Source organism: Bacteroidia bacterium, assembly GCA_027493955.1.
GTDB lineage: Bacteria > Bacteroidota > Ignavibacteria > SZUA-365 > SZUA-365 > JAOSJT01.
The window spans coordinates 3,676,915-3,691,141 of sequence record JAOSJT010000001.1 but is presented as its reverse complement, the minus strand read 5'-3'; the positions used below and the strand labels follow the sequence as shown (position 1 = coordinate 3,691,141).

The 14,227-nt window shown below is 57.6% G+C and carries 10 protein-coding genes and 1 pseudogene; 2 read left to right on the top strand and 9 right to left on the bottom strand.

Translation table 11 applies throughout. From position 1 onward, the window contains the following. Nucleotides 1–25: 25 nt before the first annotated feature. From M5R41_14115 to M5R41_14095, 5 genes are all read right to left on the bottom strand, one after another. Entirely contained in the window at nt 26–1,954 is a 1,929-nt protein-coding gene (locus M5R41_14115) for a T9SS type A sorting domain-containing protein (protein MCZ7557529.1), read from the bottom strand. A 63-nt stretch (nt 1,955–2,017) separates the two neighbouring features. Further along, nucleotides 2,018–3,862, bottom strand: a complete 1,845-nt coding sequence (locus M5R41_14110; GenBank protein MCZ7557528.1) for a T9SS type A sorting domain-containing protein — start codon at nt 3,860–3,862, stop codon at nt 2,018–2,020. Between the two features lie 543 nt (nt 3,863–4,405). Then, nucleotides 4,406–6,271: a T9SS type A sorting domain-containing protein gene (locus M5R41_14105; protein MCZ7557527.1), complete on the bottom strand. Its 1,866-nt coding sequence runs from the start codon at nt 6,269–6,271 to the stop codon at nt 4,406–4,408. Between the two features lie 210 nt (nt 6,272–6,481). Continuing rightward, the gene (locus M5R41_14100) at nt 6,482–7,294 is read right to left on the bottom strand and encodes a dioxygenase (GenBank protein ID MCZ7557526.1); all 813 of its coding nucleotides are present in this window, start codon (nt 7,292–7,294) and stop codon (nt 6,482–6,484) included. Then, on the bottom strand, nt 7,287–7,655 hold the full coding sequence (locus M5R41_14095; protein ID MCZ7557525.1) for a hypothetical protein: 369 nt from the start codon (nt 7,653–7,655) through the stop codon (nt 7,287–7,289). Before M5R41_14095 ends, M5R41_14100 begins: the two co-directional genes overlap by 8 nt. A 258-nt stretch (nt 7,656–7,913) precedes the next feature. On the opposite strand from M5R41_14095, the gene M5R41_14090 reads away from it, so the two are divergent. Further along, the gene (locus M5R41_14090; GenBank protein ID MCZ7557524.1) at nt 7,914–9,347 is read left to right on the top strand and encodes a UDP-N-acetylmuramate--L-alanine ligase; all 1,434 of its coding nucleotides are present in this window, start codon (nt 7,914–7,916) and stop codon (nt 9,345–9,347) included. A gap of 106 nt (nt 9,348–9,453) precedes the next feature. Next, nucleotides 9,454–10,017: a hypothetical protein gene (locus tag M5R41_14085; protein MCZ7557523.1), complete on the top strand. Its 564-nt coding sequence runs from the start codon at nt 9,454–9,456 to the stop codon at nt 10,015–10,017. 159 nt (nt 10,018–10,176) lie between these two features. On the opposite strand, the gene M5R41_14080 is transcribed toward M5R41_14085, so the two are convergent. The 4 genes and pseudogenes from M5R41_14080 to M5R41_14065 form a co-directional block, all read right to left on the bottom strand. Beyond that, complete coding sequence (locus tag M5R41_14080) at nt 10,177–10,890, bottom strand: ABC transporter ATP-binding protein (protein ID MCZ7557522.1); 714 nt, start codon at nt 10,888–10,890, stop codon at nt 10,177–10,179. Between the two features lie 30 nt (nt 10,891–10,920). Beyond that, complete coding sequence (locus M5R41_14075) at nt 10,921–12,135, bottom strand: FtsX-like permease family protein (protein ID MCZ7557521.1); 1,215 nt, start codon at nt 12,133–12,135, stop codon at nt 10,921–10,923. Then, nucleotides 12,135–13,358 (bottom strand): ABC transporter permease, encoded by a 1,224-nt coding sequence (locus M5R41_14070; GenBank protein MCZ7557520.1) that lies wholly within the window; start codon nt 13,356–13,358, stop codon nt 12,135–12,137. The genes M5R41_14075 and M5R41_14070 overlap by 1 nt, the downstream gene beginning before the upstream one ends. A gap of 5 nt (nt 13,359–13,363) precedes the next feature. Beyond that, nucleotides 13,364–13,906: pseudogene (locus M5R41_14065) on the bottom strand (outer membrane lipoprotein-sorting protein). Nucleotides 13,907–14,227: the final 321 nt, after the last annotated feature.

Here is a 14,227-nt window from a genome sequence, read left to right as displayed (position 1 = left end):
TTCAAGCGGCGGCCGCAATCATGCGTCACGGTGTTACAAGAAACACGGCCGAGATCACGACCTCCCCGTTGCGCAACGAAAGGATGTAGCTTCCTGAGCTGAATTCATGCAATGGGAGTTGCAGGGTATTCCTGCCTTCGGACAACGAGACAACCCGTGCGAGCTGTGTCCGCCCAAGCACGTCGGTGACGACGAGCTGATATGCTCCACTGCCTGCGACGGTTACCGAAACGCCGACATGCGCTCCGGATGTGGCCGGATGCGGATACAGTGTCATTTCCGACGCAACAGGAGCGAAGCTGTCGCTCTCAACCGATAAGGGGGTACCGATACTCATCCCGCAGACAATCGCGCCCGAAAGCGTCCAGACGAAGCGGCCGAATCCTCTCTCCAGAATATCGGAAGCGTACAGGCCGATGTCTTCCACGAAAACATCCCGGCGGTTGACGTCTTCGCTCACTTTCGCGGTACGCATCACGCGGCGTAATTTCCCGAAAAGGTTGCGCTCCTCCAGGGCTATGACCATACCGGTCGCCGTGGTGTCACCCAAATCGGAAGCGAATGGAAGCAGCATGTTCCCTCGGTTGCTTCTGACACCCTCGACGTGCTCCGTCATCAATCCACGAAGCGGATAACGCAGCGACCCCATCCCCATCACAGCCATGCCCGGGGGATTGAAGAACACGGAGGTTCTCCCTGCGAATGTGCTGTCCCGCAGTTTCATGCGTCCATAGGTATCGGAAAACGGTCCCGTCATGCGATACTCGTACACGCTGCCGTCGCACAAGGGAAGCCAGCGTCTGACTTCGGCTTGCCTGTTGTACGTGTTGCCCCTGATCCTTGCGCTGTGCAGCGTGGCCGCGAAGGTGTCGGTCTCCTCGAAAATCAGCCCGAAGCGATCCGCGTAGACCAGCGTTCTCGGCGCGTTCGGATCAGCGCAGCGCAATATGCAGGCGCGCACGGTGTCGGAGAACATGAGCGTATCGAAGCGGGCAAGCACTTCGTACGGAAGGCCGTCGAGAAGCACGGTATCGAGCGCGGGAATGTACGCGGGATACAGCTCCGTATCCGGATCACCCCCGAATGCATCCGCCGCGTCATAGAAAACATGTCCGGCGGTGTTGACGCGCACTTTCAGATGCCGAACGGTGTACTCGTCTCCGCCGCCGGGCTCCGAATGTATCCATCGCGTTCCTTCCAGAATTTCGTAAGAACTCTGCACCCGATACGCCGTTTCGCTCGCGGATTTTTGTCTGACTTCATGGACGAGTATATCGCCGCTGCGAAGTGGTACGTCGAGCGCCGCAGGCACATCGGGCGATCCGCGTCCGCAACGCGAACCGGACAGGAAATGATAGTGGATGATAGCGTCACCTTGCAGGATGGAGCACTCCCAGAGTCCCACGATGGGCACCCAGGTCCAATCATAGCGCTTTCCAGGAAACACGGTGCGCGTCACTCTGTACGCGGGCAGTTCACCGAACTGCGTGAGAACAGTGAGTATCTCGAACACCTTCCCGTTGAGCACGACGTCATTGAGCTCCACATGGGTGGGAAGGACGAGAGTATCGCTGTCGATCGTCCTGAAATACATCCCGGCGGAGTCCGAACGCATCCATCCTGCCGGCAATCCCATTTCCGGGGGATATTCCAGCCAAATGTATTGTCCGCCGTCAATGATGGTATCGCGCTGCACAGTGCTGCTCTCGATGGAGGGGGCGGAATAGTGAACAGCAATTCTTCGCGACGGGATGCGCATCCATGACGATACGTCGCCTTTGCACAACGACACAAAGGCGCTGTCGGACGATTGAGCGGATACCGGCAGCTGCAGGGCACAGAGAAGCAGAGCCGTACACACTCGTGGTATCCATAGTATCTGTTTCATTATCCGTCCGGGTACGATGAGACATGCTCTCTGTTGTCCGATAGCGTCACGTACTGTTGTTTCCATATCCAGCTCCTTGATCATTGCTTGTCCTTCCCGTGGCTCCGTGATCTGAACGCCGTTCTCCGCTCAGCGGAGTTGCAAAAGAGCGGAGACATGCGCCGCGCTGTTTGTCAGAGACACGATATACATTCCGGGAGCAAAGCCGCCACTGTTCCGGAGATGGATGTTCATACCGGGGACAAGCGTTACGCTTTCATCCGTCACAACCCTGCCCAACATGTCATGTATCAACAGTCGCGCATGTGCATGGACTTCGGACCATGCGCCGATATGGACGGTGCTGCCGACTGTGGCCGGATTCGGATACAGACGCAAATCAAGAGACTCGGTCGGAGCGTAAGCTTCTGTCGTGCCGGAGGTGACGCCCACCCGGTTTCCGCAAATATCTCCACCGAGAAGACGCCACGAGAACGTGCCGATGAAATCCTCACTCACGTACGTCGAATACAGGCCGATATTGTCGATGAGCGTATCGACCCGAAATCCGCTCTTGCCGATGTCAACCGTAGTGAGAAAATGCCGTTTCGCCCCGAACACCTCCATCTGCCCGGTGGCGACAGCGATTCCTGTCGGGATGCGGTCCCCAAGATCGACCGCGGCGGGGAGCAACAATTCTCCGTTCTCGTTGACGACACCGGCCATCACCTCCCGGAGTAAACCATCGAATGCGTGTACCACGCTGAATCCGCCCTTGCCAGGCATGGCGGGGATGCCGAAATGCACAAATGGAAGACCTTGCGCGATGGTATCCAGCATACTGGTCATCACGACGTCATTCGTTACCGGACCGATCCTCCTATAAGCATAGGTGCTGGCGGGACAGAGCGGGAGGAATCGTCTCGGTGTTTGAGATCGGTTATATTTTATTCCGGCCACGACGGCGCTGTGCAAAATGGTTTCGAGACCCTGTACACGCTCGTACACGAGGCCGAAGCGATCCGCGATGGTCATGACTCTGTCCACACCGCTTTTGGCGCCGACCATGGTAAACGCGGTGACCGACTCGGAAAATATGGTGGTATCAAAGCGGGAGACAATGCGCATCAGGTCCGACCCGATGGTCAACTCGTCCAGCGGCGGAAGATACGCCGGGTAGTGATCGAAACGCGGCTGCACTCCGTTTCGGTCATTCCCCTCATAATGGAGCATACCCGCAGGCGTGATGCCGATCCGGAAGTTTCTGTTCTCCCGACGACCATCGGGCATGGATGCTGCTGCTATCCATTCATTGCCGTCAGTTCCCTTTCTGGCGCTCAAAATCTGAAAGCCGAGATCGGGTTGCTGCTCCGAGCTGAGGCGGTGGACAAGGATGTCGCCGTCACGCATTGGTGCGAGGAAACCCGCTGGCTCGTGCGACGCACCCGACCCGCAGGTGTTTCTGGCAATCCATGTAAACGGTTTGTAATATCCGCCGTGGATACGATCAAAGCTCCAGAGACCGATACCGTCGGTCCAGGTGCTGCGTTTTCCGCCTTTTTCTATGGTAAACGAGCGGGCGTCTCCAAAGGGCGTAGGCACGAAGGTCACCTGTGTAACCTTGCCGCCGTTGATGGTTTCGCCCAGGCTGACCCATGACGGAATGAGACGAAGGTCGCCGCTTCCCGTCCATACATACAGTCCGGCGCTGTCCGCATGCATCCAGCCTTCGTCGATACCGATCTCGGGCGGGAAGGTCACGTAGTAATATCGCCGCGTATTCATGAGCGTATCGCGTCCGATGCGCATGGAGGCAAACACAGGCAGCGTGTGGCCCTGGCCCTTGCCGGAATCCGATACACTGATATACCAATGCTGATCGTTCGCGCACATGGGCATGAATGACCAGGGGAACTTCTGGGCCATGAGCTCCTGCTTGACAGCCAGCATCAGGAAGCAGGAAAGTAGCAGCACAAATCGTGAGTTGTTTCGCATACGTCACCTGTGAACGCTACGTAATAATGAAGCGGGATACAGTGGGCCGGCATCGGCGGGGGGATGCGTGATCGCAATTCGGGAATGCGGGAAAACAGATCATACGATGCCCTCATCCGATATCAGGTTCATGGTAACTTAGAAACACTTTTACTGGAAGTCAAGAGGCCTCAGTCGCGACGCCTTCCATGCCACAACTCCCACCCTCCTTTTTCTCCTCCCTTGCTTTCCCCTGCCTGAGGCAGATCACTTTCGTCGCTACCCCGGAAATTACAACGAGCCAGCGATCATCGCGATGCTGCCGCATGTGAGAACCGTTGCTCCCGACCTTTTCATCACAAAACAGGTTCAGCGTCCTGCGACGCAAGGAACCGTACCTCGTAATTGGTGACTCGTGCGGACGACACCGAGAAGCATTACCGATCTACACCTCACCTTGTGGCGGATGACGCCGCATCGCTCCGCTGCTGTGTGCCATGCGCATCACCGGTGTTGCAGGCTCTGTATTGCCGGAAGCCAGGGTGCCGGGATCCCGAATGTCGCTCAACGCACCATCAGAGTGGTTGTTGCGTTTTCATCTCCAACCGTCAGCGAGACAACATAGCTTCCCGGTCCGAGCGAGGAAACTGGAAGAGTGATGGAGTTCTGTCCTGGATGCAGTTCTATATCGCCGCTGAACCACACACGGCCGAGCACATCGACGACAGCGATTCTTCCGTGCCTGAAGCTCTGCGAGCGGACGTCCAGCAGCGCAGTACCTTGACCGGCGCGCAGCGGATTCGGGTAGAATGAAAGTTCAATACCGGATGGAATCAACGCTGCATCGTCGCTTCCAAGCGTCGCACCGATTACTTCCCCGCAAATGACTCCACCGATGAAATTCCAGTTTTCCGTGAATCCCGATTCCCCCGGGATATACAAATCTTCGTAGCTTCCCAGAAGACCTATCCCCTCGACAAGCGTATCATTGCGAATGAAATGGTGATTGTAATCGTTCACCACCATCATAACGCGCTCCTGTCCGTGGATGAACCGGGTTCGCAACTCCGTGACAATACCAGTAGGGGTGGCATCGCCGAGATCCGCAGTGAATGGCAGGATAAGCGAATCATTAACGCCATACAGACCGTCGTCTTCCTCACGCATCCACCCGTTGAGTTTATGCTTGATCAGAACGGAAGAATCGACCCTGATTCCGGGTATGTCCAGATAGATATACTCGCGACCATTGATGAGCGTATCCCGGTTCAGCACGCCTTTCGCAACGGTGCTCACTTTCTTATTTCTGGCGGTATATTCAATCACGCTGCCTTTGCACACGGGAAGGTAGCGTCGACGATCGGTGGAGCGGTTCCATTTCCGTCCATCGACGACAGCACTGTGCAGAGATGCGGTGGTCCCGCTTCGTTCTTCGTACACAACGCCGAATCGATCCGCAATAGTCATGCGCTGCAGACTTCCTCTGTCTATCCATTCCAGCGTGAATGCCCTGACTAACTCTGAAAACACGACCGTATCAAAACGGGCAACAACCCGTCGTGGAATAAGATCAATCAGAACGGTATCCGTCGCGGGGATAAACGCCGGATAGTATTCGATTTTCGAAATCCCTCCGACAGTGTATTCGACCATACCGCGAGCAGACACAGATGCCGTAAAAAAGGTGTTTCTGGTCTGGAGAATTGTTGGCCCCGGGCTGCCGATCCAATGTGTCCCGATCCCGGTCATTCGCGAGCCCTGAATCTGGAACTCCTCTCGCTGCGTTGAGGATATCGAGCGATGGTGTACCAGCACATCCCCCGCTCGGAGAGGGACCTCGATAGCAACGGGATCCGTGGCGGGACCTGTAGCACAGCGCTGACCTGATATATAGCTGTAGATCCACCGCCTGCGCGAATCCTCGGTTTTTACGAATTCCCATAAACCGATACCCGAAACCCACACCCAGCTCAGGTCAACATTTCCCTCCCTCCGGGTTACCCTGTACGCCCGTGCGGGACCCGAGAGTGTCTGCACTGCGTGAGTATCAATCACGACCCCGCCAAGCAAGGGCGTCAGACGCGCAGCAAAAGCCGGGATAACAAGAGAATCGGAATCTCCCGTCCGGAGAAAGAGCCCAGCCGAATCGCTGCGCATCCAACCGACAGGGAGAAGGCACTCCTCTGGGAACAGGCCCGCGAAATAGCGCGATCCACCGATGACGGTATCGCGCTCTATGGTGTGCGTTTGCACACAGACCGGGTCGTATTGCTTCCGTTGCAGATTCTGCTGTACAACGATCCACGACGACGCGTCCCCCAGACAAATGGGGAGGAAGGTATTCGCGGGCACTTGTGCGCTGCCCGTGTGCAGGGAAAACACGGTCAGAATGGCGGCAACAACGTGAAAACGACAATGCGACAGGTTCATAAGATACTCTCCTCCGTTATCCTGAGTGTCGTAAGTGAGTCAGGATCGTCGGAACAAGCAAGACGGCACCGAAGGGCATGCGAAGAGAGGGGATACGGTAAAGGGTGAAGGGTAAAGGGTAAAGGGTGAAGGGGTCTGAAAGTCCCCCCGCCTTCTCCAGCGGCTTTAGAGCCCTTCACTCTTCACCCTTTACCAGAGACTATTTCGCGTTCACCCCGCCAGCAGAAAACTCCTCATGGACACACTCCCGTGCTCGAACTCGCTGTATATCCAGCGCAGGTCGTCGTCGGGGCGGCGGAGGCCGAGAATATAGAGCAAGGGAAGATAGTGGGAAGATTCGGGGATGGCGCGCTCGGCGAAGGGGAGGCGCTCATAGGCGGTGAGTACCTCCTGCTTGTCCGACTCTATGGCGTCCGCCACCGCCGCGTCGAAGTCGGTCACCCAGCGCGGCGGAGGTGCTTCGGGCTCCGGCTGCAGCGCACCGAGGGCGTGACAGAGATTGCCACTGGCAACGATCAGCACACCACGTTCGCGCAGCGGACTCAAGCGGGCGCCGAGCGCGACATGCGCGTGAACAGCCGCCTTCGCGTCCAGACTCAATTGCAGCACGGGAATTTCCGCATCGGGATACATTCGGCTCAGTACCGTCCAACAACCATGATCTATGGGGCGAAACTGGTCGCAGGTGGCCTGCGGTGCGAGCATGTCGCAGATACGCTCCGCGAGAGCGATGTCCCCCGGCGGGGTGTACTTGATGCGTGAAAGCTCGTCCGGGAATCCGGCAAAGTCGAACAGCTGCGTATTGCGCACGGTGGAGGTGACGCGTGTACCGCTGGTGATCCAGTGCGCGGAAATGACCAGTACCGCCTTGGGTTGCGGGAGTTCCGTGCCGAGCCGAATCAACGCCTCCGAATACGCGCTGTCGGTAATGGCGTTCATCGGCGAGCCGTGACCAATGAACAGGACCGGCGTGCGAATCGCAGGGGCGAAGCCGTTTGCTGCACTGCTGTGTGTATCAGGCATATCCTTCATTCCTCAGGCGCTCGAACGACACCTTGGTCAATGTCGCCAGTTCACGAATGAGCGGGCGGTCGTATTTCGTGAAATTGAAGCAGGACTTGCCCTGCATGCGCTTACGCAGCGCCTCTGTCGTCCCGTCCAGCAGATCCGGGTACATATACACCGGCATCAGATAAAAGCTGACATAGTTTTTTTTTATCACCGCGCCGCCGAAGTACAACTCCTTCCCGTTCGACCACGGCTTTCGGGAATTGGCGCAAAACTCCGCTGCATCGTCTTTGATGATGTCGAGCTTGCTCTCCAGCGAACGAAAGATCAGCCGCAGTTCCGCGAATATGTTTCCGAACTCGCTTGCATCCGCCATGGGGTCGCCTTTCGCGTGATTTCGAATCGTGTGACTGTCGATACGCACAGACAGGCGTACGAAAGCGTCATCCGCCTCCTCCACAGGTCCGGGATGATTTTCTTCCGCATCAGATAAACTGTACGAACATTCGACACTCGGAAAATAGCAGAGTTTACCCACGATGTCAAGTGACGCGGATTAACGCGGATGGTGACGCGGATGAGGGGGATGCGTCAAGTCCTTGCCGGATAGCCGGCTCATCTCTACATTGGATACATGAAGCAATTTTATTTTATCGGAATCGGCGGAACGGCAATGGCCTCGGTGGCCGCGGCGCTCCGCCAGCGCGGGGATGCGGTGAGCGGGAGCGACAACGCCCTGTATCCTCCCATGAGCACATTTCTCGAACAGAGAGGAATACAGTGGAGCGAGGGCTTCGATGCTGCGCGCATCGACGCACTGGCGGAGGATACGGTGATCGTGGTCGGCAACGCGATAAGCCGCGGAAATGCGGAGCTCGAGGCGGTGCTGCGTTCGCGGCGTCCCTACACCTCGCTGGCGGCGCTGGCGGGCGGGGAACTGATAGGCGGCCGCAACAGTGTGGTGATTGCCGGTACGCACGGCAAGAGCACCACATCCTCGCTCACGGCGTGGGTGCTTGAAGCGGCCGGTCGCAAACCGGGCTTTCTCATCGGAGGCATACCCGAAAATTTCGGTATGGGCTGTCGTCCTGCGCAAGCCGGCGGCGTGTTCGTGACGGAGGGCGATGAGTACGACACGGCATTTTTCGACAAGCGCTCGAAGTTTGTGCACTACCATCCCGATGTGGCGGTTCTCAACAACATAGAATTCGATCACGCGGACATTTTCGACAATCTCGCGCAGGTGAAGAAGAGCTTCCGGCAGTTCATCAATCTCGTGCCGGACAATGGCATCATTCTCGCCAACGGCGACGATCATCATGTGCTGGAGGTGGTGCACGACGCTCCCGCGCCCGTGCTGCTCTTCGGTTTCGGCTACCGCAACATGCTGCGCGCGCGCGACATCCGCTTCATGGACGGGCAGACGGCGTTCACGATGTTCGACAAGAATCATGCGGACGAGTACCGTTTCAGGATTCCCCTGGCCGGCGAGTTCAATGTGCGCAACGCCCTCGCGGCCATCGCCGTCGCAAAGCATCTTGGCGCGGACGACGATGCAATACAGCGCGGCTTTGCGACCTTCCGTAGCATCAAGCGGCGCATGGAAGTGATCGCCGAGCATGGCGGCATTACGCTGATAGACGACTTCGCGCATCATCCCACAGCCTTGAGCGCCACGCTCACGGCTCTGCGGGAGAAATATCCCGGCCGCCGGCTCATTGCCTGTTTCGAGCCGCGCTCCAACACCACCACGCGCAGCATTTACCAGCACGAGATCACCGACGCCCTGGCTCTGGCCGACGTCGCGGTGATCGGCGCCATTGACCGCCCCCAGCGCTATGCGGAGAACGAGCGCCTGTCCACCGACCGCGTCGCACGCGACCTCGAAGCGCACGGCTTGCTCGCCCGCTCCATTCCCGATGCGGCGGAAATGGTCGAGTGGGTAGCCGACATCGCACGTCCCGGCGACGTGATCGCGCTCTGCAGCAACGGCCGCTTCGGCGGAGCGCATGCGCTGCTCAGGCAACGTATCGAACAACGCGACGGCACACAGACTCCCTACTCGTAGCGGTGAATCGACGCGAGACCTTCTTATCCGCATTCCGGACAGGAACCATAGTCGCGTCGAAAACGTAGTTATTGTTTTGGTCTGTTCACCAATTTCGAGGCATATGATGAAAGCGCATATAGCAGCTTCGCTCTCAGTTCGCTCTGCCGCAAGCATCCTTTTCGCAACCGTTATCATTCTGCTGTTCGGAGCTCCGTCTTCAATGCATGCTCAGGGCCCCAAGGGCAAGTCCTTTGGTGTCGGCTTTCAGCTTGGCGAACCCACAGCGGTATCATTCCGCTTCTGGACGAGCCGGGAGAATTCCTGGGATCTGGCGGTCGGAGCCAGCTATCTCGGCAATCCGCACATTCACGGGGATTATCTCTGGCATTTCAACGACGCCTTCAACTCCCGCATCGTGGTGATGTACGCCGGTGTGGGTGCGGCGCTGGGCTTCGGCGACAAGGATGGATGGGTGTTCTACAAATGGAAGCGCGGGAAAATCGAGGAGCGCTGGTATTACGACCGCGACGATGAGCTTGTCGTGGCCGCCAAGGGCACTTTCGGTCTCAATATCATTCCCCGCAATACACCTCTGGACATCTTCCTCGAAGTCAATCCCATTATCGGCCTCGTGCCCGGCTTCGGCTTCGACATCATGCCCACGCTGGGGATACGGTTTTATCCGTAAGCTGATTACGCTTACGCCGGGCACGATCCTATAGCATCACCACAGCTCAATGAAAACGGGGAGGCCGCCGCCATGCGACCTCCCCGTTCCTGTATTCCTGAGATCTGCTGTCAAAGAGACGGTTTCGCGCTCCTGCCCACCTGCTCCGGTAGCAGTGTCTCAATGACCGTCTACTCCCTGCTGCATCTCTCGACCGCTCTCGTCCCTGTACACCAGGCCGTCATGCAGGACGATCAACCTCCGGGCCCGGCGAATCACTTCCGGATCGTGCGAGGAGAAAATGAAGGTGAGATTGTGCTGTCTGTTCATGCGCTCCATCAGGTCCAGTAAATTTCCGCCGGTCTCGGAATCCAGGTTCGCCGTGGGTTCATCCGCGAGAATGATCGAGGGATTGTTGACTATCGCGCGCGCCACCGCCACGCGTTGTTGCTGTCCGCCGCTCATCTCGTTGGGCCGTTTGTCCGCGAGCTGATCGATGTCGAGTTCCGCCATGACCGCGAGCGCGCGTCTGCGTCGCTCGGCGGTGTCGATTCCCAGAAGCATCATGGAGAACTCGATGTTCTCCAGCGCCGTGAGCACGGGAATCAGATTGTAGGCCTGAAACACGAAGCCCAGTTTCTTCAGCCGGATGGCGGAGATGGCGCCGCGATGCAGTTCGCTGATGGCTTTGCCCTCCAGATACACCTTTCCCTCGGTCGGCGTATCGAGCGCGCCCATCACGTTCAGAAGCGTCGTCTTGCCGGAGCCCGAGGGACCGGCGATGACGACGAATTCCCCCCGCGCGATGCTGAGACGCACTCCGCGCAGCGCGTGTACCGGCACTCCATTGTCGGAATATGTTTTATGCACGTCTTCGAGTCGTATTACTTCCATGGGTCTTCCGTCCGTTTTTGTGCCGTCATTCTACACATAGCGTATCGCGCTCACCGGTTGCAGTCGGGTCGCCCGCCATGCGGGATACACGGCGCCCAGCATGGTGGTGACGGGAATCGTCACGAGTATCCCGAGAAAGCCGTTGAGGCGGAGTACGGGATAAATCGTCGTCCCCACGCCGAATGATGCAAAGCCCTCCGCGAACATGCGGAGATTGATGCCCACGTGACCCAGCAGCAGGGTCGATGCCGTACCGAGAATCAGCCCCGCCAGCGTCCCCACCGCAGCGAGACACAGCGCCTCGGCCATCACCATGTTGAACACCAATCTGTTGCGCATACCGATGGCCATGAGTACGCCGAATTCCTGAATGCGCTCGAACACCGACATCAGCATGGTGTTGACGATGCCGAATATCATCGCCAATCCGATGATCAGATAAATGATGAACAACATCTGATCGTACATTTCCAGAGTCGCCACCAGTATGGGCAGTTGCTCCTTGTACGTGAGTACTTCGTAGCCCTCTCCCAGGCGGGAACGTATTTCGCTTGCGACCTCATCCACACGCTCGACGTCCTGCACGGTGATGGCGATTTCGACGATGCGTTGTTCCATCGAGAGCATCCCCTGCACCGTACCCAGCGGGATGAACACATGTGTTTTGTCGAAATCGGAGCTTACGGTCTCGAATATCCCCACCACGCGGAAGAGTTCCGACCCGACTTCCCCGTCCAGCGCCGACGCCATACCGACCACCTTGTCCCCGATACCGACATGCAGCTTTTCCGCCATTTTCCGTCCGACGAGAATCTCCCTTCCGCCCGCGGCGACGTAGCGGCCTTCAACCACTTTCGCGCCGACATAGGACACGCCTTGCTCCCGCGCGGAATCCACACCCAGCATGATGCCGCCGGAAGAGCCGAGGGCCGAGCTGAGCAAACCGAAACTCACCACGCGACTGCTCCATCCGCTGATCCCCTCGACACCCTCCAGAGCGCGTTCCGCCTCCGCCCTGTCCGGTATGTGAAGCTGAATGACGCGATTGTCGTGGAAACCCTTTCCGTGAATCTGAATATGACCGATGGAGTTTCCGATGGCGTTGTCCAGCATCTCGACCATCATCCCATAGGAGAGCCCGTCATACAGCATCAGGGAAACCACCCCGACCACAATGGATGCCAGCACCACTGCGGAGCGGCGTCGGTTGCGCTTGAGATTTCTCCAGGCGATGAGAAACAGCATCAGGTGTACCGTATTCCTTTCAGCGCTTCGAGCCGCGACACGCGATACAGCGGATACACGGCCGCCAAAAGCGATAGAATGACCACCGCGAACGATGTGTTTACGAAACTCGATAATCGCACCACGCTGCCCATCTGCGGAAGCCAGCCGAATTCTTCCATCATCGCCGCATACTCTCCGGTAAAGACAATGGGATGCGCGGCGAACCATGAGACCACACCATACGCGAACAGATTGCCGACGAGTACACCCGTCATGATGATGAACAGGGTCTCCAGCAGAACAAGGCGCACAAGCAGACGCTGCGGCATGCCGATCGCCAGCAGAATACCGAATTCCCGAAAACGCTCGGTCACCGACATCAGTACGGTATTGAGTATGCCGAAGGCAACGACGACGATGAGAATGCCGAGAAACAGAATGCTGCTGTAGTTGTCAAGATCGATGGACTGTTTCAGCTCGGGCATCACTTCCTGCCATGAGAAGGCACGAATACCGCCCCCCGAAAGTGTCGCGTCAAGAGCGTCGGTCACGGGGCCTACGTCGTTCAGATCATGCAATGCTACCGCAACGACGGATGTGTGGCGCGGCATGCTCACAAGCTCCCGCAGCGCCTCGATACCCATGAACACCGCCGAGCGATCGAAATCCGGCATACCTGTCTGCACCGTGCCCACGATGCGGTATTTCATGTTTCCGAGCGAGCCGTCGCGGCCCTGGGCGAGAATGACGATATCATCGCCGACGGCGGCACGCAGGTTCTGCAACATGGTCAGTCCGACGACGACCTCCCGCGCTTCGGCGTTCGCAAGTCCCCTCCCGTCGTGGATGCGCCGTAGTATCCGGGAGACTCTGGCTTCCGCGGCCGGATCCACGCCGAATATGGCCGCTCCCTGCGAGTTATCGCGATAGCTCAGCAGTCCATCCGCAATGATACGGGGAGCAAACGCCCGCACCCGTGCATCGCGGCGCAGCAAGCTCGAAGTGCGTTCATCGAATACGAAGGTATTGTGCAGCGTGGGATTGTCGGGGAAATCGGGATGCTGCAGCTGCACGTGGCCCGAAAAGAGATTCAGGGAGAAGGTGATGTTCTGTTCATACGTCCCGAGCTGCAGGCCGCGCATGGCAATGGAGAGCCAGGTCGCGAATATCACGGCGCTCACGGTGATCAGCGTGCGGCGCTTGTTGCGCCAGAGATTACGCCATGCAAGCCGGAAAAGCATGCGTCCTAGTTCCCCCGTTCCAGTTCGCGGAAGGAAAAGATACTGTCGGGAATTTTGATATTGAACGCCGCGTCCAGAATGACGAATTCGGTCCGGTGGCCTTCTTTCACTTTGTTGTGCATCGTCCATCGTGTCGGGATGCTCCGTCCTCCGATGGTTTTAATTTCGCCGAAAACCATGTAGCGCACTATCTGCCCTCTCTCATCGTAATATTGAGCGACCGACGAGACATGGTCTTTTTTCCGAACCTAGGTGTATATTTTACCCCAAACCACTGCGGCATCGGGTTTCGGAACGGAGGAGATTTTCCAGCAGGGCTCGCCGTTGATGTCTTCCTCCGCGAGCAGGGTATGCGTGTAATCCTTGGCGACGCTCGATTCCCGCGCCAGATCATCGTTCGTGAAATCGGAGCCGTTCCATGATTGCAACATCATCGAAGGCGGGATTTTCACCGTGGTTTCGGTTGCTTTGAGGTAATTCCACATTTCGTTGCCGATTTTGAGCCACTTGTTGCCGGCTTCCTTTTTCGGCGCGGTGATGTGTATCATGGAGCGGTCGCCCTTCTCGTCCCACCAGCTCTGCATTTCCATGGTCCGGGTGAATTCCGGTGTCACCACCGTCATTCGGTACACACCGCGGCTGGTGGTGCCGCGTAACAACTCTTCCGATTTTCGGACTATTTCTTCCGCAGTTTGAGCCGCAGAGAATTGCGCAACACAAAGCACAAGAGGAATGATGTAGCGCATCAACGGTATCTCCTTATAACCACCTTCTCTCCGGCGGCTCAGGTGTTCCGCATGTCCGGCGCGAATGAAGGCGATGAACGAATACTTTTTCCGGGACCCTTCGGGGAAAGGCAACTCCGTCTC

Coding starts and splice junctions, on each gene's coding strand:
- M5R41_14085 (MCZ7557523.1), top strand. CDS start 9,454: ATGAAAGCGCATATAGCAGCTTCGCTCTCAGTTCGCTCTGCCGCAAGC.
- M5R41_14070 (MCZ7557520.1), bottom strand. CDS start 13,358: ATGCTTTTCCGGCTTGCATGGCGTAATCTCTGGCGCAACAAGCGCCGC.
- M5R41_14095 (MCZ7557525.1), bottom strand. CDS start 7,655: ATGGCGGATGCAAGCGAGTTCGGAAACATATTCGCGGAACTGCGGCTG.
- M5R41_14110 (MCZ7557528.1), bottom strand. CDS start 3,862: ATGCGAAACAACTCACGATTTGTGCTGCTACTTTCCTGCTTCCTGATG.
- M5R41_14090 (MCZ7557524.1), top strand. CDS start 7,914: ATGAAGCAATTTTATTTTATCGGAATCGGCGGAACGGCAATGGCCTCG.
- M5R41_14075 (MCZ7557521.1), bottom strand. CDS start 12,135: ATGCTGTTTCTCATCGCCTGGAGAAATCTCAAGCGCAACCGACGCCGC.
- M5R41_14100 (MCZ7557526.1), bottom strand. CDS start 7,294: ATGCCTGATACACACAGCAGTGCAGCAAACGGCTTCGCCCCTGCGATT.
- M5R41_14115 (MCZ7557529.1), bottom strand. CDS start 1,954: ATGGAAACAACAGTACGTGACGCTATCGGACAACAGAGAGCATGTCTC.
- M5R41_14105 (MCZ7557527.1), bottom strand. CDS start 6,271: ATGAACCTGTCGCATTGTCGTTTTCACGTTGTTGCCGCCATTCTGACC.
- M5R41_14080 (MCZ7557522.1), bottom strand. CDS start 10,890: ATGGAAGTAATACGACTCGAAGACGTGCATAAAACATATTCCGACAAT.